General features: G+C 69.0%; 18 protein-coding genes. 7 read left to right on the top strand and 11 right to left on the bottom strand.

The features are described 5' to 3' along the window. Window positions 1–253 precede the first annotated feature (253 nt). Window positions 254–3,913, top strand: a complete 3,660-nt coding sequence (locus IEZ09_RS39975; protein ID WP_189259059.1) for a patatin-like protein — start codon at window positions 254–256, stop codon at window positions 3,911–3,913. On the opposite strand, the gene IEZ09_RS39970 is transcribed toward IEZ09_RS39975, so the two are convergent. Next, window positions 3,894–5,885 (bottom strand): glycosyltransferase, encoded by a 1,992-nt coding sequence (locus IEZ09_RS39970; RefSeq protein WP_189259058.1) that lies wholly within the window; start codon window positions 5,883–5,885, stop codon window positions 3,894–3,896. The two genes, IEZ09_RS39975 and IEZ09_RS39970, sit on opposite strands and share 20 nt — an antisense overlap. After that, the gene (locus tag IEZ09_RS39965; RefSeq protein WP_189259057.1) at window positions 5,882–6,457 is read right to left on the bottom strand and encodes a DUF998 domain-containing protein; all 576 of its coding nucleotides are present in this window, start codon (window positions 6,455–6,457) and stop codon (window positions 5,882–5,884) included. The genes IEZ09_RS39970 and IEZ09_RS39965 overlap by 4 nt, the downstream gene beginning before the upstream one ends. 203 nt (window positions 6,458–6,660) lie before the next feature. Here IEZ09_RS39965 and IEZ09_RS39960 point away from each other — a divergent pair, with 203 nt between their 5' ends. From IEZ09_RS39960 to IEZ09_RS39950, 3 genes are read left to right on the top strand one after another with little or no spacing between them, the layout of a single operon-like run. Beyond that, window positions 6,661–7,590 (top strand): ABC transporter ATP-binding protein, encoded by a 930-nt coding sequence (locus tag IEZ09_RS39960; RefSeq protein WP_229813366.1) that lies wholly within the window; start codon window positions 6,661–6,663, stop codon window positions 7,588–7,590. Further along, window positions 7,587–8,345 carry an ABC transporter permease gene (locus tag IEZ09_RS39955; protein WP_370467789.1) on the top strand — a complete coding sequence of 253 codons (759 nt, stop codon included), beginning with the start codon at window positions 7,587–7,589 and terminating at the stop codon, window positions 8,343–8,345. The genes IEZ09_RS39960 and IEZ09_RS39955 overlap by 4 nt, the downstream gene beginning before the upstream one ends. A 19-nt stretch (window positions 8,346–8,364) precedes the next feature. Continuing rightward, a complete protein-coding gene (locus tag IEZ09_RS39950; protein ID WP_189259056.1) occupies window positions 8,365–9,282 on the top strand; it encodes a COX15/CtaA family protein in 918 nt (305 codons plus the stop codon). Here the strand turns inward: IEZ09_RS39950 and IEZ09_RS39945 are convergent. Continuing rightward, a complete protein-coding gene (locus IEZ09_RS39945; protein ID WP_189259055.1) occupies window positions 9,261–10,364 on the bottom strand; it encodes an ankyrin repeat domain-containing protein in 1,104 nt (367 codons plus the stop codon). The two genes, IEZ09_RS39950 and IEZ09_RS39945, sit on opposite strands and share 22 nt — an antisense overlap. 10 nt (window positions 10,365–10,374) lie before the next feature. Further along, window positions 10,375–10,839: a GbsR/MarR family transcriptional regulator gene (locus IEZ09_RS39940; protein WP_189259054.1), complete on the bottom strand. Its 465-nt coding sequence runs from the start codon at window positions 10,837–10,839 to the stop codon at window positions 10,375–10,377. A 92-nt stretch (window positions 10,840–10,931) separates the two neighbouring features. Between IEZ09_RS39940 and IEZ09_RS39935 the strand changes: the two genes are divergently transcribed. Then, entirely contained in the window at window positions 10,932–11,471 is a 540-nt protein-coding gene (locus IEZ09_RS39935) for a hypothetical protein (protein WP_189259053.1), read from the top strand. On the opposite strand, the gene IEZ09_RS39930 is transcribed toward IEZ09_RS39935, so the two are convergent. The 6 genes from IEZ09_RS39930 to IEZ09_RS39905 form a co-directional block, all read right to left on the bottom strand. Continuing rightward, complete coding sequence (locus IEZ09_RS39930; RefSeq protein ID WP_189259052.1) at window positions 11,442–12,188, bottom strand: DUF5919 domain-containing protein; 747 nt, start codon at window positions 12,186–12,188, stop codon at window positions 11,442–11,444. The two genes, IEZ09_RS39935 and IEZ09_RS39930, sit on opposite strands and share 30 nt — an antisense overlap. 67 nt (window positions 12,189–12,255) lie before the next feature. Continuing rightward, window positions 12,256–12,822: a Uma2 family endonuclease gene (locus IEZ09_RS39925; RefSeq protein ID WP_189259051.1), complete on the bottom strand. Its 567-nt coding sequence runs from the start codon at window positions 12,820–12,822 to the stop codon at window positions 12,256–12,258. A 195-nt stretch (window positions 12,823–13,017) separates the two neighbouring features. After that, window positions 13,018–13,635, bottom strand: coding sequence for an ATP-binding protein (locus IEZ09_RS39920; RefSeq protein ID WP_189259050.1), 618 nt, complete (start codon window positions 13,633–13,635; stop codon window positions 13,018–13,020). Then, complete coding sequence (locus tag IEZ09_RS39915; RefSeq protein WP_229813370.1) at window positions 13,616–14,086, bottom strand: DUF742 domain-containing protein; 471 nt, start codon at window positions 14,084–14,086, stop codon at window positions 13,616–13,618. Before IEZ09_RS39915 ends, IEZ09_RS39920 begins: the two co-directional genes overlap by 20 nt. Window positions 14,087–14,163: 77 nt before the next feature. Next, window positions 14,164–14,583 carry a roadblock/LC7 domain-containing protein gene (locus IEZ09_RS39910; protein ID WP_189259048.1) on the bottom strand — a complete coding sequence of 140 codons (420 nt, stop codon included), beginning with the start codon at window positions 14,581–14,583 and terminating at the stop codon, window positions 14,164–14,166. Further along, the gene (locus tag IEZ09_RS39905; protein WP_229813365.1) at window positions 14,580–17,201 is read right to left on the bottom strand and encodes a sensor histidine kinase; all 2,622 of its coding nucleotides are present in this window, start codon (window positions 17,199–17,201) and stop codon (window positions 14,580–14,582) included. Before IEZ09_RS39905 ends, IEZ09_RS39910 begins: the two co-directional genes overlap by 4 nt. Before the next feature lie 334 nt (window positions 17,202–17,535). On the opposite strand from IEZ09_RS39905, the gene IEZ09_RS39900 reads away from it, so the two are divergent. Then, window positions 17,536–17,946 carry a DUF485 domain-containing protein gene (locus IEZ09_RS39900; protein WP_189259046.1) on the top strand — a complete coding sequence of 137 codons (411 nt, stop codon included), beginning with the start codon at window positions 17,536–17,538 and terminating at the stop codon, window positions 17,944–17,946. Next, the gene (locus IEZ09_RS39895) at window positions 17,943–19,520 is read left to right on the top strand and encodes a monocarboxylic acid transporter (protein ID WP_189259045.1); all 1,578 of its coding nucleotides are present in this window, start codon (window positions 17,943–17,945) and stop codon (window positions 19,518–19,520) included. Before IEZ09_RS39900 ends, IEZ09_RS39895 begins: the two co-directional genes overlap by 4 nt. Here the strand turns inward: IEZ09_RS39895 and IEZ09_RS39890 are convergent. Beyond that, a partial coding sequence (locus IEZ09_RS39890) for an alpha/beta fold hydrolase (RefSeq protein ID WP_189259044.1) occupies window positions 19,506–19,998 on the bottom strand: 493 nt, incomplete at its 5' end. The genes IEZ09_RS39895 and IEZ09_RS39890 overlap by 15 nt on opposite strands.

Below are 19,998 nucleotides of genomic sequence, written 5' to 3'. Positions count from 1 at the left end.
GCGATTGGAGCTTGACTTTGGGTGTGAGGTGCTGCCCTGCCCGGCTTTTGAAGGCCGACCTGCGCCTCGCAAGGGCCCCGAAGTCAAGCCCCAATCGCAATCGTCGCGAAGCGACGATGAAATGACCCGGCTCGTCACCCGCACCACCAGACCGGACGACGCCACCACTGGTGCAACCGGGTCAGTAACCACATCCCTTCGGCGGACGAGTACTCACTAGGGGGAAGATCGAAGCCGGAGGGGGTGGTGCGGCATGACCGAGCAACCCATGTCGCGGGAAGAGGTCCGCTTCGCCGTCGTGCTCAACGGTGGCGTGAGCCTCGCCGTCTGGATGGGCGGCGTCGTGCTGGAGCTGGACCGGCTGACCAGGGCCGGAACGACGTATCAGCCGTTGCTCGACCTCGTGGGCTGCACTGCGCGGGCCGATGTCATCGCCGGCACGTCGGCTGGGGGCATCAACGGGGCCGCGTTGGCGTTGTCGCAGGTCAACAAGCAGGCCGACTTGAGCAGACTGCGGGATCTGTGGGCCGAGCAAGGGCGGATGGAGCAGCTGCTCAGGACGCCGTTCCGGGGTGAGCCGGCGAGCTTGCTCAAGGGGGACGAGTTCTTCCTGCCGAGGCTCCAGGAGGCGCTGGCCAGGCTCACGACGGACTTCGAGCCCACCGAGCCTCACGAGCGGCCGATCGACCTCAGGATCACCACCACGCTGCTCGGGGGCGTGCCGACCGTCACCTACGACGATCTGGGGCAGCCGCTGACGCAGTCGGTGCACCAGGGGTCGTTCTCGTTCCGGCGCGATCCCTACGACTGGGTGGCGGAGGAGACGCGGGACGACTTCGCCGCCGACACGCTCAACGATCGCGTGCTCCAGCTGGCGCTGGCTGCGCGGAGTTCCGCGAGCTTCCCGTTCGCGTTCGAGCCCAGCTTCATCCCCGTCGGTGGGCAGGCCACGCCCGACCGGCCGGACATGGCGGATGTGGCGAGCTGGGCCAACGGTGGTGACCGGAGCAGGTTCGCGGTGGACGGCGGGGTGCTGGTCAACACGCCGACCAAGGAGGCGCTCGAGGCCATCGACCGGATGCCCGCGGACGGGCCGGTGCGGCGGGTGATGTTGCTGGTGTTCCCGCACGCAGAGCCGCTCGGGTCGGAGCCCGTGGCGGACACGATCGACAAGGCGATGACCACGGTCAGTTCCGGGGCCAAGTTGTTGAGCGCCATGTCGAGCCAGGCCGGGCGGACGTACGTCGAGAAGATCGAGGAGCACAACCGGCGGGCCGCGAGCAGTCGCGGTGGTCGGATGGCGTTGCTGGAGCGGTTGCACGCCGGTGGGGAGAACGTCGTCGACGAGGTGTACTCGTTGGCGGACAAGCTCTTCGGGCACTACGAGGACGTCGAGATCCGGCTCGCGGCGCGGCAGCTCGCCGCGCAGCAGTTCGCGTTGCCCAAGGGGAATCCGGCCAACTGGTCGTTCGAACGGGCGCGCAGGGCGGCGGAGACGGCTCAGCGCAAGTGGAAGAAGAAGCACGGCGTGCTGCCGTACGTGCCGGGGGTGAAGCTGCCGAGCACGGTGTGCCGTGAGGACCTGGGCTGGGAGTGGGGCATCACGATGGCCGAGCGGCTCGGCGCGTCGGCGCTCGACCTGCTCAAGCGGATCGTGTGGGTGGCGCCGGACGGGCAGGCCGACGAGATCGCCACGACGCGGCGTGAGCTGCACCAGGTTCGGGCGGAGCTGCGCCGGTTGCGCACCGAGCTGTTCGCGTGGGAGCCGTCGGACTCACTCGGCGAGGAGTACTGGACCGGGCGGCTCGCGAGCTACCACGAGCACATGATCGACGGGCATCTCGGGCTGGAGGTCAAGGCGCAGGTCGCCGAGATCGGCCGGATCGTCGGCGCGGCCCAGCAGGTGATGAACGGCCTCGACGAGCGCAGGCTCGGGCTGGGCGGGCTCGGCTGCTGGCACGCGCTGCTCAACTCCGAGGCCACGGACTCCGAAGCCGGGCTGAGCGACGGTGAACGCTGGCTGAGTCGCTTGCTGGCCCTGGAGATCGCGGGCACCTGCCTGTCCGACGACGCGTCGACGGGCCTGGACACGCCGGTCGAGCTGGTCCAGGTGTCGCTGCAGACGCGCAACGCGTTCGCCCAGCAGTCGATCACGGCCGACGACAAGGCTGGCGGGGCGTCGCTGTCGCGGTTCTCCGGGTTCCTCAAGCGGTCGTGGCGGGTCAACGACTGGATCTGGGGCCGGCTCGACGGCGCCACGATGCTGTGCCGGGTGCTGTTCGACCCGCGCCGGCTGCGTCGCATGGACATGCTCGGGCGGCCGGAGGGCGACCAGCGCACGGCGGAGCAGCGCGCGGCGGCCGTCGTCGACACGGTGATCAAGGCGATGTTCGGGCCCGAGCTGCCGATGCAGGTGGCGGTGTGCGCCGAGGAGGCCAAGAAGGAGCTGCAGGGCATCTACGAGGCGGAGCACGAGCTGTCGCCGTCGTCGATGAAGCTCGCCGAACTGGCCGCGTGGGGTCTGCACTGGCGGATCATCTGCGAGGAGCTCCCCCGGCTGAGGGCCGCGATCATCGCCGACCGGGGCGACGGCGCGGACAAGCGCTCACGCGGCGAACTCTTCCTGGAAGAACACGCGGACCTGCTGCGGCGCCTGGAATACCCGCAGGAGCACACGGTCACGCTGGGCATGGCGGCGCTCACCGCGTTCGACCGCGCCGGGATCGGCCGCGAGCCGCTGACGCAGGAAGCCGCGTCGGACCAGATGATCCGCACGGCCGCGACGGCTGCTGCCGTCGCGGTCACGGTCGCCGACTCCGAACGGGCGGGGCTGCGGGCGGTCCGGCCGATCACCCGCACGCTGCGGGGCGCGGCGCTGCTTCCGTACTGGACGATCACCGGGCTCACCAGAGGCGGCAACCTGGCGCAGTTCCTGGGGTTGCTCGGGCTCGCGGTCGGTGGCGCGCTGGTCGTGATGGCGTTGTTCGGGTTGCTGCCCACGTGGGCGGCGGGGCCGGGCGCGGCGATCGGTGCGGCCAGTCTTCTCGCCGCTTTCGGTTACGCGGCACTGAGAAGCGGCACCATGCTGCACGGGCTGGTGCTGCTGTCACCCGTGATCCCGTTGGCGGCCATAGCCGTCGACCGGCTGCCGGACGACCGGGCGCAGATCACGACCGGCACGGTCACCGTGGCGGGCGTGGCGGTGGTGGTCACCGCGCTGCTCGTGCTGGGCTCGCTCCCGGCGCCGATCCGCACACCGCTGGCGGTGCTGGCCGACTTCAAGCCGATCGACATCATCAGGCGCCGGTGGAAGCAGGCCCTGATCGCGCTGGTGGCGGCAGGGCTGGTCTGGGGCATCTGGCAGTTCGAGCTGCACACCAAGCCCTGGCTCGTGATCCCGACGTCCGTCCTCTGTGGAGCGTTCGGGATCTGGATGGCGCTGAGCGGCGGCAAGTCGTTGCAGCGCTGGCGCCGGGTCGAAGGTGTCTGGGGCACCGAACGAGCGGAGCCGCCTGCCGCGGCGACGGCGGGCTGGGCCGCCGTCTACGGCATCGGCTACCTCGCGATCGCCGACGTCCTGCTGATCATCGGGCCGAGCGGGTGGGGCTGGCAGGCGGTGATCGGCACGGCGCTGGCGTTCGGCCTGACGCTGCTGCTGATCACGTCCTGGTACGTGCCGCGGGCGGAACGCCGCAGGATCCGCAGGCAGCTCGTCGGTGAGGCGATTCCGGCGATCTACCCGGACGGCTGCGACATCGCGGAGACGTTGCGCGAACGGCTGGAAGGTCACGCCTCGCTCTACCGGTTCCTCATCAGGGGAGAGGGTGAGCCCCCCTCGAAGCTCACCCTCTCCCCCACCGGACTGGTGGTGGCGCAACGGATCGAGCAGAAGCTCAGGCCGCCAGCGCGATGACCGGCGCCGGGCGGCCCATCGCCCGCGCGTAGAGGGCCTCGAAGCGCTCCAGGGTCGCCGCCAGCGCGTGGTGCGAGATGATCTCGCTGCTGGCGGCGCCGATGCGGGCCCGCATCGGCGCGTCGTGGACCAGCGTGTGCAGGCGCTGCGCCAGCTGGTTCACGTCACCGGGCTCGAACAGCCAGCCGTTGCGGCCGGTGTGCACGAGGTGCGGCAGTGCCATGGCGTTCGCGGCGATCACCGGCTTGCCCGCGGCCATCGCCTCCATCGTGGCGAGGCTCTGCAGCTCGGCGACACCCGGCATGACGAAGAGGTCGCAGCGGGCGTACGCGTCGAGCAGGTCGTCCTCGGACACGAAGCCGTGGAACTTCACGCGGTCCGTGATCTCCAGGTCGCGGGCCAGCAGCTCCCACTCGGCGCGGCACGTGCCGTCGCCGACGATCTCGCCGTACGCGCCGGGCACGCGGGCCAGGGCGCGCAGGAACTCGTCGACGCGCTTCTCCTCGTCCAGCCGGCCGACGAACAACGCGGTCGGGCGGTCGTTGCGGGTCACGGAACGCTGGTAGCGGGAGATGTCGATGCCGCACGACACCGGCACCGCGCGCTCGGGGAAACCGCTGTCGTGCAACAACTGCACGGCACGCGGCGTCGGCGCGGTGACGATGTCGGCCCGGCCGAACACCCGCGCCAGGTCGCGGTAGGCCCACTTGCGGGACAGGCCCTGCAGGAACGCGGGCACGTGCGCGTGGCTGAACAGGTTCTCCGGCATGAAGTGGTTCGTGGCGAGCGTCGGAATGCCCTGGGCGACGGCGGAGTTCAGGACGAACCGGCCCACCACGAAGTGTGCTTGGACGTGCACGACGTCCGGCTTGAGCGACTTGATCAGCTCGTCGGCCTCCTTCGACGCCTGCCACGGCAGGCAGAACCGGAAGTCGGGGTAGAACGGCAGCCGGTGCGATCGGAGCCGGTGCACGGTCACGCCGTCGATCTCGGTGGCCCTGGGCGAGTCCGGGGCGATGACGTGGACGTCGTGTCCGCGGGACGCGAGGCCGATGGCGAGGCGCTGGGCGAACCGCGCGGCTCCGTTGACGTCCGGCGGGAACGTGTCGGCGGCGATGACGACGCGCAGCGCGCTGGAGGTGTTCACGGGAAGCTCCGATCGAGTGTTCGGCACGAGTTGTGGTTGACGAGCGAGGGCGAACACACCGCTGGCTGCGGCGAGCGCGCAGGCGATCAGCGCGGCACCGGTCCACGGGGACAGGTGCGCGGCCTCGCCGAGCAGGAAGGCGCCGATGCCGACCGCGACCAGCGGATCCACCACGGTCAGGCAGGCGACGGCGAGATGAGGGGGCCCGCCGGCGTAGGCGTGCTGGACCAGCCAGCCACCGACGGCGAGCGAGAGGGCGATGCCGAGCACGGACGCGACGTGCGAGAGCCCGAACCCGCCTTGCTGCACCGACTGCGAGACGGCGCGCATGAGCACGGAGACGTACCCGTACGCGACACCACCGGCCGATGCGAACGCCACGGCCCTGATGCGGGCGTTCGTCGTGAGCGCGGCGATCACTCCAGGCACCGCGATCGCGCCGAGGACCACGAAACCGGCCGTGAGTTCGGCATCAGGCGCGACCTGAGTGGCGGTGGCACTGCCGGACGCGAGGAACACGAACGCACCGACGCCCACGGTTGTGATGAGGATCGCCGGCAGCTCGCGGAAACGGCGGTCCAGCAACGCGGTCATCCCGATCGCGAGCACGCCGATCGGCTGGACGACGGTGAGCGGCGCCATGCCGAGCGCGACCGCGTGCACCCCGGCACCGGCGATGAGCAGGGCGAGCCCGCCGAGCCACCGCGGCTGGCGCAGGACGCCGACCCGTGCCCCGGTCTCGGCGACCGCGTCGTGCTGCAGGCGGGCCGCGAGCGCGAAGCACACGGCGCCGAGCACGGCGAGCGCAATGGCGAGCAGGGTCATGTCGTGCGCCTCACCTGTAGGGCCGCTATGGCGAAGAGAAGTCCGTAAAGGGATGCGAACAAAACGCGTTCGGTCAGGCCGCGCGCCTCGAATCCGGCGAACGAAACGTGACTGACCAGAAATGCCGCACTCGACACGCTGGCCGTTATTGCGATACCGAGCAGAGCCGGAAATTTGCGGGCGATGAGCACTCCGGCCGCCGGCAACGCCACGAACATCACCGCGCCGGCGTACCGGTGGATGTAGCCCGACATGGACGTCGGCGCCCCCGTCGGATCGGTCGGGAAGATCGTCGACACGGTCAGGCCTGCCGACCAGATGCCGATCAGCCACTGCGCTGACCTGCCTACACCTCGCAGGTTGACGGCGAGCAACATCGAAACGGCGGCGAGACAAAGCGACGTCGCCGCCAGCCAGCCCGTGCCGTTGTGAACGAACACGTAGTCGCTGATCACATCCGTGATCGGGTTCAGCTGCCCTGCCGACACGACATGCAGGTAAAAAATCGGAACCAGTGACAACACCAGTCCCCCGACCACCAGTCCTCGTCTGTTCGCCCCCGTTTCGAGCACGTCAAAAGTCTCTTGCGACGGCGTTGATCAACCAATGGGGAACTCCCCCGAGCAAACCCTGAGGTGTCCCTGACTCCTGGGGGTAGGGCCAGCCCCACCCTCTTCAGCCGTGCTTCAGGAAACGCGGGGGCCTTGCGTTTCCTTCTGGGGAACGCAAGGCCCCCGCGTTCCCAGGCGGGCGGGACCGCCTAGGCTTGCCGTTCGTGAGCCCGAATCCCCAGCCTGCGGTGGAAGTGTCGGGGCTGGTCAAGAGGTACGGCTCGAAGACCGCCGTCGACGGCCTCGACCTCGTCCAGCAGCCCGGCACCGTGCTGGCCCTCCTCGGGCCCAACGGCGCGGGCAAGACGACGACGGTCGAGATCTGCGAGGGCTTCCGCTCGGCCGACGACGGCACCGTGCGCGTGCTCGGCCTCTCTCCGGCCGACGAGTCGTTGCGGCCGCGCATCGGCGTGATGCCGCAGGGCGGTGGCGGATATCCCGGCATTCGCGCCGAGGAGATGCTGAACCTCGTGGCGGCGTGCGCGGCGAACCCGCTCGATCCGAAGTGGCTGATCGAGGTGCTCGGGCTCTCCGGTGCCGTCCGCACTCCCTACAAGAGGCTCTCCGGCGGCCAGCAGCAGCGGTTGTCGCTCGCGTGCGCGTTGATCGGACGCCCCGAGCTCGTGTTCCTCGACGAGCCGACCGCGGGCATGGACCCGCAGGCGCGCCGGCTGGTGTGGGACCTCGTGGGCGCGTTGAAGGACGACGGCGTGTCCGTGCTGCTGACGACGCACCTCATGGACGAGGCCGAGGCGCTGGCCGACGACGTCGTGATCATCGATCAGGGTCGCGTCGTGGCGCAGGGCTCGCCCTCCGAGCTCACCGCGAACCGCGCGGACGACCAGCAGCTGCGGTTCCGCGCCCGGCCGGGGCTCGACACGTCGTTGCTGTCCGCCGCACTGCCGGAGGGGCTGAAGGTGCGCGAGGCGACGCGGGGCGCGTACGTCGTGGAGGGGCTGATCGACCCGCAGGTCGTGTCGACCGTCACGTCGTGGTGCGCGCAGCAGGGTGTGCTGGCCGAGGAGCTGACGGTGGCCAAGCGCAGCCTCGAAGACGTTTTCCTGGAGCTGACCGGCAGGGAGCTGCGTTCGTGACCACCTTCGCTCCCGGCACGTTCAAGCCCGCGCCCGGCCGCGGGTCGCTGCCGAAGATGCTGTTCGTGCACGCCCGCACGGAAGCGTTGCTGACGTTGCGCAACGGCGAGCAGATCCTGCTCACCGTCATCATCCCGCTGGCGCTCCTCGTCGCTCTCAGCCTGATGACGGTGATCCCGATGCCGGAGCCGCGCGTGGGCTCGGCCACCGCCCGGATCTTCGCGCTCGCGATCATCTCGTCGGCGTTCACCGGGCAGGCCATCGCGCTCGGGTTCGACCGGCGCTACGGCGTGCTGAAGCGGCTGGCGGCTTCGGCGTTGCCGCGGTGGTTGCTCGTGGCCGGGCGGGTGAGCGGCGCGCTGGCCGTGGTGGCGATCCAGATCCTGCTGCTCGGCATCACCGCGTTGATCCTCGGGTGGCGTTTCCCGCTGTCCGGCCTGCCGTGGGTGATCCTGCTGATCATCCTGGGCACGTTGTCGTTCGGTGCGCTGGGCGTGCTGCTGGGTGGCGCGCTGCGAGCCGAGATCGTGCTGGCGCTCGCGAACATCGTGTGGTTCGTGCTGCTGATGGTCGGCGGTGTGGCGTTGTCGGTGCCGGTCGGCTTCGTGCACCTGCTGCCGTCGGCCGCTCTCGCGCAGGCCCTGGAAACCTCTGTGGTGTACGGCACTGCACCGGGTGTGGGCCCCGTCGCAGTGCTCGTGGCCTGGGGAGTTGTGGCCGGGGCACTGGCCACCCGGACGACGAAGCTCACCTGACCACACCTACCATCAAGGCGTGTCGAAGCTGACCGCCCTCCTCGTTTCCTGGCAGCGCGCGCTCGCGATTGCCGTCGTCATCGCGCAGGCAGGAATCGCGGTGACCGGCTCGATCGTCCGCGTGACCGGCTCCGGACTGGGCTGCCCGACGTGGCCCCAGTGCGTCGAGGGCAGCGTCGTGCCGGTGCAGCACCCCGAGGTCGCCGCCCTGCACCAGTGGGTCGAGTTCGGCAACCGCACGCTGACGGGTGTCGTCGGCGTCATCGCGGGTCTCTGCGTGCTGGCGGCCTGGTTCCACCTGCCGCGCCGCAAGAGGGTGCTGACGCTCGCGCTCATCCAGCTCGGTGGCGTTGCGCTGCAGGCGGTCGTCGGCGGCATCACGGTGCTGGCCGGACTGGCCTGGTACACCGTGTCGATCCATTTCATGATCTCGATGGTCCTGGTGTGGCTCGCCGTGCTGCTCGTCCGTTCGCTGTCCGAGGGCGACGGCCCCGCCCGGCTGCTCGTGCCGGCCCCGCTGATGAAGCTCCAGGTGGTAATGGCCGCCGTGCTCGGCGCGCTGCTGCTCGCGGGCACCTGGGTGACGGCCGCCGGGCCACACGCCGGTGACGCCTCGACGCCGCGCCTGGATATCGAGGTCGCGACGCTCGCGCAGATCCACGCGGACCTGCTGTTCCTGTTCCTCGGCCTGCTGATCGCGGTCGGGTTCTTCACGCGGACCCGCACCTACTGGACGCTCGTCGGCGTCGTCCTCGCTCAGGGCGCGCTCGGCATGGTCCAGTACTGGACGGGTGTCCCCGAGGTGCTCGTGTCGCTCCACGTGCTCGGCGCCGGCGCGGTCGTCGTTGCCACGGCGGCGTTGTGGACGTCGTCGCGCGAGCGCACGCACGAGGTCGAGCTGCCCGCTTCCGGCGATCAGGCGCTGAGCAAGGCCTGAGCCTCCCGCTGGTCGTTGTGCCCGGCCCAGTTCGCGGGCGTCGCCTCGAAGTTCACGTCCCTGATGGACCTGTCGGCGCCCGCGTCGAGCAGCATCCGGATGATCGGCAGGTGGCCGCGTTCGGCAGCGAGGTGCAGCGCCGTGACGCCCTCGCCGTGCATCGGGCCGCCGAAACCCGTGCGCTGGTTGGGGTTCGCGCCCAGGTCCAGCAGCGCGCGGGTCGCGTTCTCCAGGCCGCGCCACGCCGCCCACGCCAGCGCCGTGCCGCGGTAGACGTCCGCGTCGATCCTGGCGCCGCGCTTGAGCAGATCGCCGAACACCTCGGCGCGGTCGTTGCGGGCGGCCCACGACAACGCCTCGTCGAGGACTTCCTGCGGGTCGTTCGTCGGCCACCAGCGCGGAAAACCGCTGTGCGGGCGGTAATAGCCGCGCTTCGCCTCCGGTTCGGTGGCGAGGTCGAGGTTGCCGAGGCCCGCCGCCGTGCGCAGGTTCGGCGGGTGAACTCCGTGCTGTGTCAGCAGTTCCGCGGTTTGCCTGTTGCCCCAGAACAACGCGATGGTGAGCGGGGTGCCGCCCTCGCCGCGGGCTTCGAGGTCGGTGCGCGCGCCGCGGTCGAGCAGCAGCTGGGCCAGCTGCGGGAGATCCTTGTAGGCCGCCTGGTGCAACGCCGTCCAGCCGTGGACGTTCTGGTGGTTGACGTCCGCGCCGTCGTCGAGCAGCACCCTGACGAGGCGCTCGTCGCACTTGGCCGCGGACAGCCCGAGCAGGTCGTTCCCGTTGGTACCACTGGCTTTCACCAGCCACGGGTCGCGCGTGATGATCGCCTTCAGCTCATCGGGGTGTTGCAGCTCGATGGCCTGGTAGGCGCGGGCGAACGGGCGCGGCTTGCGGATGTGGGCCCTGAACGCCTTCCAGTCCGCACACCCGTGCGCCTGGGCGAGAACGGTGTGCGCGCCCTCGTCGGTCAGCGGCACGTCGTCGAAGACCTCGAGCGCACCGGGCACACCGTCCCACGCCGAGGCGAGCAGCCCTCTGGCCCGCTCCTCGTAGTACTCGATGTCGTCGCGAAACGGGTGCCACATGCATCCCAAGCTACTTGGGTGCGGCGGGCCTGCGCTCCCACAAAGCCGGAAGTTCCGCTGAGAGCCAACCGTAGAGGTGGTCGACGGTCCGCAGCCGCATCGCGCGCTCCGGGTCACCGCTGAGCAGCCGCATGCCGTCGTCGGTCAGCGTCTGGACGCTCGCGATCGCGTTGAGCTTGCGCTGCACGAACTCCGACCAGGCCTTCTCGTTGATCCGGTACTCCGCGGCCTGCCTGCCGCGCCGGGTCCGCTTGGTCACCAGGCCGACGTTGACGAGGTACTTCAGGTTCGTGCTGATCGACCCGCTGCTCGCCTCCAGCTCCTGGGAGAGCTCGGCGGCGGTGCGCTCCACCGGCTGGCAGACCAGGAGGTAGCCGAGGATGCGGCCGCCGATCAGCGGGATGCCCTCCTCGGCGAAGTGGGCCGCGAACCGTTCGATCCAGGCGGACAGCCGGGTTTCCCTGCCCAGGCTCATGACGGTGCCCTTTCTCCAGGGGCGTTTCTTTCGGTCAACACTGAAGTCATCGTAGCGATCTTGTCAATGCTTGTGCAACCGGAAGGTTGCAAGTGATCACCCAGACGTGCAACCATCGGTTGCGCATCACTCCCCACGTCGACAAGGAAGCACCGATGGACACGACCGCACTTCGCCTCGCCTACGAGAAGTTCTTCGAAGTGGCGGCGGCACCCGACCTCGGCGAAGCCCTCGACGGCGGGTGGAACGCCGACCAGGTGCTGGCCCACATGCTCAGCGTCGACGCCGCGACGGCCGCCGTCGTGCTCGGGGTGGTGTCCGGTGCACGTCCCACGTTCGACAACCGGATCTGCCTCGACCGCTGGAACCTCGACCGGATCATCGCCGAACACCCCGGCAGGACCGCGCTCATCGCACGCGTCCGCGACCAGGCCGCCATCCTCTGCGACATCGCCGACCGGCTCACCGAGCAGGCCGCCGCGGTGCTCGTGCCGTCGTTCCTCATGTCGAACGACGAACTCCTGCTGGACCAGCCCGTCCCGCTCGCCGATCTCGTCAACGGGCTCGCGTCAGGTCACGTGCCCCTGCACACCCAGCAGCTGCTAGACCTTCGCAGGCCAGTCCGCGCCTGACTCCCACAGCCGCTCGGCCTCCGCGGCGAAACGCTGGTACCAGGGAGCGTCGTCCTTCGACAACACCATGATCGGAGCCGCTTCGCCCTCGGGGTGGAACTCGTAGTGCTGCACGCACACGACGCCGTTCGGCTTGCGCACGTCCAGGCAGTTGAAGCCCGCCGACGGGATGGTGGACAGCACCCGGATCTCCAGCCGGCCGCCGTGCCGCTCCCGCACCGAGGTGAGGTCGTCCAGCGTCGCCCGGATCCTGGCGCGCAGGTGCTCGACGCCCTGGGAGTGCGCCCGGTGCCGGTCCGCGATCACCATCAGGCGCTCGTCGGTGGGATCGAGCACCAGCACGCGCACCCGTCCGCCGGTCTTCAGCACCGTGGGCAGGTCCGTGCGCATGCCCTGCACGGTCCTGGTCATGGTGAGACCGATCAGGAGGATGTCCGAGGCGCTCGCGCGGCGGTCGATCAGGTCCGGCGGGAACTCACCGCGCAGCGCGACGGCACCGCTGCGGGCCCCGTTGATCCGCTGGGTCAGCTTTCTCGACTTGATCTGCGAGAAGGCGAGGATCGCGAGGAGTGCCAGCACGGCGGAGGCCAGCGTCGTGACGTCGGACAGGCCGGTGATGCCGAGGACGGTGAAGACCAGGCCTACCAGGGCGAGGAGGTAGAGGTCGAGGTTGTCGTCGGTGACGAACGCCCGTGCTCTGCCGATCCAGCCGCTCAACCATTCCTCCGCTCATCGCCGTTTCGGTGGAAGGTTACGGCGCACGTGCGGTGTGGCGGCTGGAAATTCAGCGACGCGGGCGATGCAGATCCGCCGGATCGAAGGACACCGAGATGGTGCCGGTGACGGCCACAGCTCCCGCGTTGCCCGAGATCAACGTGGCGACTTCGGTGTAGGTGCCGTTGTCCAGGCGGTAGCAGTAGATGGTCGGGTCGTCTGCACCGTCGAGCTCAACACGCCAGTAAGCGGGCACACCGGCGGCGGCCAGGGCTGCGGGCTTTTCCAGGCGGTCGCTCTTCTTCGTGGACGGGCTGACGATCTCCACCACCAGTGCGACGTTCGCGACGTCGACGGACACGGTCTCGACGCGCTCGGTCGCCACGACCACGTCCGGGATGTAGCCGAAGTGCTTGCTGACCCGGACGCCAATGGCGGTCAGAGCCTCCATACCCTCCGCGGCAACCGCATCGTCGAGGATTCGCGCCAGCCTGTCGCCGACCCTCTGGTGCTTGGCAGCAGGAGTGGGAGTCACCACGAACCGCCCGCCGACCAGCTCGATGCGACGGCCCTCTTGGGGATCAAGGCTCTCCCAGTCGTCCAGGGTGTAGCCGTCCAGACGCCGCGCGGTGGTCATCGCGTCACCCCTTGCCTGGCACTCTGATTCCGGTCGGCCCACGATTCAGTGCTGCACGTGCCGCCACGGCTGCCACAGAAGCGACGGCCATCAGCAGAGACGCTATGGCGCCGACACCCCTGGCACCACTTTCTCGGGGCCAAACAACCGGAAGGAGTTACCGCTTGGAATCGCTCCACGTGGAGCGATTCCAAGTCAGCAGACAGGCGCGAGAGGTGTGGTCTCGTCGGGTCCGGGGCGACGCCGCCAGCGGTCCAGCTTCGCGTGTTCCGCCAGCGAGATCAGGGTCTCGCGCACCGACAACCGCACCCGCGGATCGCAGTTCACCACGGGAACCTCGGGAGCGATGCCCATCCCGCGGATGATGGCCTTCACGTCCGACCGGACAGACGCGTGCACGTTGTTCAGCGCCAGCACGTACGGGATCTTGTGATCCTCGAAGTACCGCATGGCGTCCACGGAGTCCGCGGGACGCATCACGTCGAACAGCACCACCGCGCCGACGGCACCGCGCACCACGTCGTTCCAGCCCGCGCGCGGGTCCTGCCACTGCGGGGCCACGAAGAGGTGCAGGGCGAGGCCCGGATCGAGCCACACGCGGCCGAACTGGATGCGCACCAGCTCGGTGACCAGACCTGCGCGTTCCGGTGGGAGCGCTGTCATGGTCAGCAGATCGTTCTCCACGATCGACCTGATGAAAGTGCTCTTGCCGACGCCGAAGCCACCGGCGACGACGACCTTGGCCGAAGTCAGCTCCCGACCAGGCGGCCCAGGGGGCCCGAAATCGGGAAATCTAGAGCCGACGTAGTCCACTCAGCACTCTCTCCATCAACCCGAGGTCCGGCGTCACACCGCCCGCGGAAGCGGTCTGGTGCACGTCCACCAGACCTCGTTCCGCCATGTCGCCGAGCAGCACCTTGACGACTCCCAGCGGGAGCCGCATCAGTGCGGCCACCTCCGCGACGGATCGCGGCGAGCGGCACAACTCGACGACGTGTTGGTGCTCAGCCTGCAAGATACCTGCAGACTGCCGACTCTGATCATTGGCGGAGACAAGTGTCTCGATCTCGAGGTTGATGTTCGACCGTGTGCGCCCGCCCGTCCAGGCATATGCACGCACGATCGAGGCGTCGGGCGGCTCCGGGACCACAGTCTCGAAGACCGGTGTTTCCTGCGGCTCTGCAACCGGAGTCGCTTCCCGCGCGGGCACAGAGGACGCGGAGCGCGTTCGCTTTCGGCCTGAGTCCAGGGAAAACCCATTCATCAGGTCGGCGAACGTCTGCTCGGCTGGCGTTTCCGCCCGCCTGCGTCGTCGGTGCGCGTCAGCGGCCGAACTCATGATCACCTCACGCTGTGCAGCTGCGCTCGCAGTTCGGGAGTGAGGATCTGGCCCACCTGGTCGACGACCACGGTCATCTCGTAGGCCACTTGGCCGACGTCGCTGTCGGGCGCGGCGAGAACCGCCAGACAAGATCCGTCTCGAATGGACATGAGGAGCATGATCCCGTAGTCCATCTCGATCACGGTGCGCAACACTCCGCCACCTTCGAAGCATCGTGACGCGCTCATCGTGAGCGCCGCGACGCCCGACGCGATGGCGGACAGCTGCTCCGCGCGATCCGGTGGCAGACCGGCGGACTTCGTGAGCAGCAGCCCGTCCACCGAGATGACGATCGCGTGCGCGACACCGGGCACGCGATCGGTGAAGTTCGTGATGAGCCAGCCGAACTGGTCCACTTGGCGCGACTGAGGCGTGCTCATGCCTTTTCCCCGTTCCCCAGGCCGTTCTTCCCCTGGCCGTTTCCGTTCCCGTTGCTGCCCAGCGGCATCTGGCGGATGCCTGTCTGGTAGCTCGCGAGAAAGCCTCGTGCTCGCTCCGGATCGCGCTTCGGCGGTGCCGGCGGACGTGTGCCGCCCTCGGGACGTGCCGCGAGGTCGGGGAGCAGATTCTTGCGCGGAGCCCGTTTCGGCAAGCCGGCGTCTGTCTCACCGGCGTCCGTCGCGGGGTCGCCCGGCTGTTCCCAGACCCCGCCCGCGGGCTTCTTGCCGAACCAGGAAGCCGCTGCGGAGGGTGACGGTCCGGGTCGGGAGGCTGGCGACGAATGATCACCGTTGATCGATTCGTCCGAGACGCCGCTCCCGGCGAACCAGGAAGACGTCGTCTCAACAGGGGTGGGCCGCGTCTCGTTCGGCGACCCGTTCGGCGCCGGGCGGGACTGCCGCTGTGGCAACGGCTCCTCGATCGCGGCGCCGCGGAACGAGGTCCACTCGGCCGACTCGCGCGGGTGGTCGATGGCGGGAGCGACCGGAGCCGGCGCGGGCGGCGGGGCCAGGTTCGGGGTCTTCACGACCACGTGCGGCTTCGCCGCGACCTGCTTCGGCTGCGGCAGCGCGGCGTGGCGCGGCTGGGCGGGCTCGGCCGGCATCTCGTGCGAGCGGACGAGCTCCGACGGCACGAGGACGAACGCGCGCAGACCCTCACGACCCTCTCCCGGCGCGCGCAGGCGGACGGTGATGCCGTGGCGGGCCGCGAGACGACCGACGACGAAAAGACCCATCTGGCGCGAAACCGGCACATCGTCCTCTGTACCAGAGGAAAGCCGCTCGTTCGCCTCGGTCAGCTCCGCGGGGCCCATGCCGATGCCCTGGTCGGCGACCTCGACGAGCACCGAACCCTGCTGGTCGATCCGCGAACCGATCATGACCTGGGTGGTGGGCGCGGAGAACGCGGTGGCGTTGTCCAGCAGCTCGGCGACGAGGCGCACGAGGTCGCTGGCCGCGTAGCCGACGATCTCCACCGACGGCGTCGACTTCACGACGACGCGCTGGTAGTGCTCGATCTCCGACGCGGCCGCGCGCAGCACGTCGGCCAGCGGCACCGGCTGGTGGAACCGGCGGGCGACGTCGGTGCCGGACAGCACCATCAGGTTCTCGTTGTTGCGGCGCATGCGCGTCGCGAGGTGGTCGAGCTTGAAGAGGTTGGCGAGCTGCTCGGGGTTCTCCTCGTGCCGCTCGAGCTCCTCCATGAGCTTGAGCTGGCGTTCGACGAGACCCTGCGAGCGGCGCGACAGGTTGACGAAGATGTTCTTCATGCCCGACCGCAGCGTCGACTGCTCGACCGCGGACCGGATGGCCTGCTCGTGCACGGCGTCGAACGCGCGCGCCAGCTGGCCGAACTCCTCGGTGGTGTGCACGGGCACCGGCTCGATCTCGGTGTCCGGCTTGCGGTCGGCGCGGATCGCGGCGACGACCTCCGGCAGGTGGTGGTGCGCCACGTCGAGCGCGGAGCGCCGCAGTTCGGACAGCGAGCGCAGCAGGTAGCGGCCGATGACGAAGCCGAGCGCACCCGCGATGATCAGCATCGCGAGCAGGATGACCGCGGCCGCGCCCGCCTTGTTGGACGTGTCGTCCTGCAGCGCGGCTGCCGAGTTGCCGAGCTCGTCCTGCAGCGCGCGGGTGACCTTCTCCATCAGGCGCGTGGTCGTGCTGGACGCGGTGTTCCACTCGTCGACCGCGATGCCGAACGACGGCGGCGGCTTCGGCTGACCGGCCCGCGTGGTGGGCGCCGGAACGCCGTCGGGCTGGGTGAGCGCGCGTTCGACGAGCGTGTTGCGGGTCGCCACGGCGATGCCGGTGACGGTCTGCTCGTAGTCGCGGCGCTGTTCGGTCGTGGCGATGGCCTGGAAGTCGCCCAGGCGGTCCTGCAGCCGGATGTCGGACTGCTCCAGCGAGCGCACCTCGGCGCCGAGCAGCTTGGTCCGGCCGATCCCGGCCAAGACGATCGCGTGCTGCAGGGAGACCTGCTCCTGCGCGATGACCATGTTGTGCAGCGCGAGTGCCGTACCCGCGATGGCCTCGTCACCGAGCTGGCTGATGAGGGCCTGCTCGAAGTCCAGCATCGACTTCACGACGCTCGTGTAGCCGATGGTGCCGCCGCTCGGGTCGCCGCCGTCGCCGCCCTGCACGACCTTCTCCCGCACGCTCTTCAACGTGTCGAGCTGGCTGCGCATCTCGGTGAAGCGGTTGCGGGCGACCTCGCTCAGACCATCGGTGCGGTCGACGCGGCGGCGCACGGTCGCGGCGGCGTTGTCGGTGGCGCTGATCTGGTTCTGGTACGCGCCGACGCCCGAACCGCTCGTCGCGCTCTGGGCGGCGAGCGTGCGTTCCTGCTGGACGCTGGAGATCAATGGCGCGAGATCTGCCCGCAGCCGGACCAGGCCCTGCATCTGCACGTAGTTGTTGGACCGGTCGACGTAACCGGAGATCTGCAGTGTGCCCGCACCGATCGCCACGGCGACCGGCACCAGCAGCACGACGCCGAGCTTGACCGGCAGGCGCCAGTTGCGCCAGTCGCTGATCTTTCTCCACTCGACATTCACGAAATGATCCCCAAGGCGCGCTCGAAGTGCCCCACTATCGGCTACCTCCTGGCCTGGTGAATCCCCGCGACTTGAGTCACCCGCAGCTCGATATCGCCGATCAGCCGTATCGGGTGTTAGCGGATAGTAGGCCAGAGAGCGTGACGCGACAACGACCTGGGGCGTGGCCAACCGATCACGCACCGTGACAGCCCACCTCATGGGGTGGTCCTGCGGGTTCGGGGGATTGACTCACCGCCACGCGTGGTTACGCTTGCGCCCTCCACCCCCGGTCCGGCCGAAGCCGCCTCCACGGCGGTCGCCGGGTACTCCCCGTAACGAATGCGAGCGGTTGATGACGAAGGCGCTGCCCTCCGTGTCACGCCCGGCCACCCCCGGTTTCGCGACCTTTGACGAGCGTCATCACTCATTGCTTATCGATGGTGACGGTGAGCCTGATTTCGGTGCCATCCAAACGAGTGAGGATTTCCTCGCGCTGAAGCGGCGCGTGACGCGTTTTATTCTCCCCGCAACACTGCTGTTCCTCGCTTGGTACGTAACGTTCGTATTGCTTTCCGCTTACGCCGCCGACTTCATGAGCACGCCGCTCTTCGGAACGGTGAACGTCGGGCTCACGATGGGATTCCTCCAGTTCGTGACGACCATCATCATCACGATGGCGTACGCGCGTTACTCCAAGAAGAGGCTCGACCCGCAGGTCGAAAAGGTCCGCGCACTCGCGGAAACCGATGAGGAGCTCGCGTGACCGGGGCGAACACCGCGATCAACCTGTCCGTCTTCGGCATCTTCGTTCTGCTGACGCTGTACATCGTGTACCGGGCGTCGACGCGGAACGTCAGCGCCTCGGATTACTACGCGGCGGGCAGCAGCTTCACCGGCACCCAGAACGGCATCGCGCTCTCGGGTGACTTCCTCTCCGCGGCGTCGTTCCTGGGCATCTCCGGTGCCATCGCGGTGAACGGCTACGACGGATTCCTCTACTCGATCGGGTGGGTCGTCGCCTGGCTGATCGGCCTGATGCTGATCGCGGAACGGCTGCGCAACACCGGCCGCTACACGATGGGCGACGTCATGGCGTTCCGCATGCGCCAGCGCCCGGTCCGCGCCGCCGCGGCCAACGCGACGCTCGTGATCTCGCTGTTCTACATGATCGCGCAGATGGCGGGCGCCGGCGGCCTGATGGCGTTGCTGCTGGACGTGCACAGCAAGGTGGGCCAGGCGATCATCATCGCCGTCGTGGGCATCGTGATGGTGCTGTACGTGCTGGTCGGCGGCATGAAGGGCACGACGTGGGTGCAGATCATCAAGGCCGTCCTGCTCATCCTCTCCGTCACGTTGCTGACCATCTTCCTGATCGGCAAGTTCGGCTTCGACATGTCCGCGATGCTCGACCGCGCGACGCAGAAGTCGCCGCTCGGTGAGGCGGTGCTGGCGCCGGGCGTGAAGTACGGCGGGAGCGACCTGTCGAAGCTCGACTTCCTGTCGCTGGCCCTGGCCCTGGTGCTGGGCACCGCATCTCTCCCCCACGTGCTGATGCGCTTCTACACCGTGCCGAACGCGCGTGAAGCGCGCAGGTCGGTCGTGTGGGCCACGTGGATGATGGCGATCTTCTACTCGTGCACGCTGGTCATCGGTTTCGGCGCGATGGCCCTGGTCGGCACGGACAAGATCACCGGCGCTCCCGGCGGCGAGAACTCGGCCGCGCCGCTGCTCGCGTTCCAGGTCGGCGGCACGGTGCTGCTCGGCATCGTCTGCGCGGTGGCGTTCGCCACGATCCTCGCCGTGGTCGCCGGTCTGACGCTGACGGCGTCCGCGTCCTTCGCGCACGACGTCTACGCAAACGTCATCAAGCACGGTGAGGCCGACCCGCGCGACGAGGTCAGGGTCGCCAGGATCACCGCGGTGTGCGTCGGTGTGCTCGCGATTGCCGGCGGTATCGCGGCGAACGGTCAGAACGTCGCCTTCCTGGTCGCTCTCGCGTTCGCGCTGGCCGCGTCGGCGAACCTGCCGACGTTGCTCTACTCGCTGTTCTGGAAGCGTTTCAACACGCGCGGCACTTTGTGGAGCATCTACGGCGGACTCACGTCGTGCGTGCTGCTCATCGTGTTCTCCCCCGCCATCTCGGGGTCGAAGTCGTCGGTGTTCCCCGACGCCGACTTCGCGTACTTCCCGCTGTCCAACCCCGGCATCGTGTCGATCCCGCTGTCGTTCCTGGCCGGGTTCCTCGGCACGATCCTCAGCAAGGAACCCGCGGACCCGGCCAAGCAGTCGGAGATGGAGGTCCGCGGGCTCACCGGCATCGGCTCAGGCCTGCGCTAGGAGTTCGCTCACCGCTTTGTTGAACACCTCGGGGCGTTCCAGGTTCGGCATGTGGGCGGCACCGTCGACCACGACCAGTGCCGAACCGGGGACGCGCTCGTGCATGTACTCCGCGTCCGGCACCGGGGTGTATTCATCGTCACTTCCGACGACGACCAGGGTCGGCACGGTGATCGTGCCGAGCAACTCGGTGTAGTCGGGCCGTTCCGCGCGGCCCCGCAACGCCGCCGCGGCCCCTTCCGCCGGGGCGTTGTGCATCATCCGCGACACGTGCTCGGAGACGGGGCCTGCGTTGTGCCGGGCCACCATCTTCCACAGCACCTCGTCCGCGTACCCGGACATGCCCTCGCGCAGCAGGCGGTCGGCCATGTCGTTGCGGTTCCGCCTGCCCTGCGGGGTCTCCGCCTGCGCGAAGGTGTCGGCTGTCGTGTCTCGGGTGATCTGTCGCAGGTTTGTCTCGGTTGTTGTGACACAAGGT

It is taken from the genome of Lentzea flava (assembly GCF_014648475.1).
GTDB classification, from domain to species: Bacteria; Actinomycetota; Actinomycetes; order Mycobacteriales; family Pseudonocardiaceae; genus Lentzea; species Lentzea flava.
The sequence above is the reverse complement of the archived record's forward strand: the minus strand, read 5'-3'. Positions and strand labels throughout refer to the sequence as shown.

Excerpts from the sequence above, each read along its gene's own strand:
- IEZ09_RS39975 (WP_189259059.1), top strand. The coding sequence starts at position 254 with ATGACCGAGCAACCCATGTCGCGGGAAGAGGTCCGCTTCGCCGTCGTG.
- IEZ09_RS39970 (WP_189259058.1), bottom strand. The coding sequence starts at position 5,885 with ATGACCCTGCTCGCCATTGCGCTCGCCGTGCTCGGCGCCGTGTGCTTC.
- IEZ09_RS39945 (WP_189259055.1), bottom strand. The coding sequence starts at position 10,364 with ATGTGGCACCCGTTTCGCGACGACATCGAGTACTACGAGGAGCGGGCC.
- IEZ09_RS39940 (WP_189259054.1), bottom strand. The coding sequence starts at position 10,839 with ATGAGCCTGGGCAGGGAAACCCGGCTGTCCGCCTGGATCGAACGGTTC.
- IEZ09_RS39925 (WP_189259051.1), bottom strand. The coding sequence starts at position 12,822 with ATGACCACCGCGCGGCGTCTGGACGGCTACACCCTGGACGACTGGGAG.
- IEZ09_RS39915 (WP_229813370.1), bottom strand. The coding sequence starts at position 14,086 with ATGAATGGGTTTTCCCTGGACTCAGGCCGAAAGCGAACGCGCTCCGCG.
- IEZ09_RS39910 (WP_189259048.1), bottom strand. The coding sequence starts at position 14,583 with ATGAGCACGCCTCAGTCGCGCCAAGTGGACCAGTTCGGCTGGCTCATC.
- IEZ09_RS39900 (WP_189259046.1), top strand. The coding sequence starts at position 17,536 with ATGACGAAGGCGCTGCCCTCCGTGTCACGCCCGGCCACCCCCGGTTTC.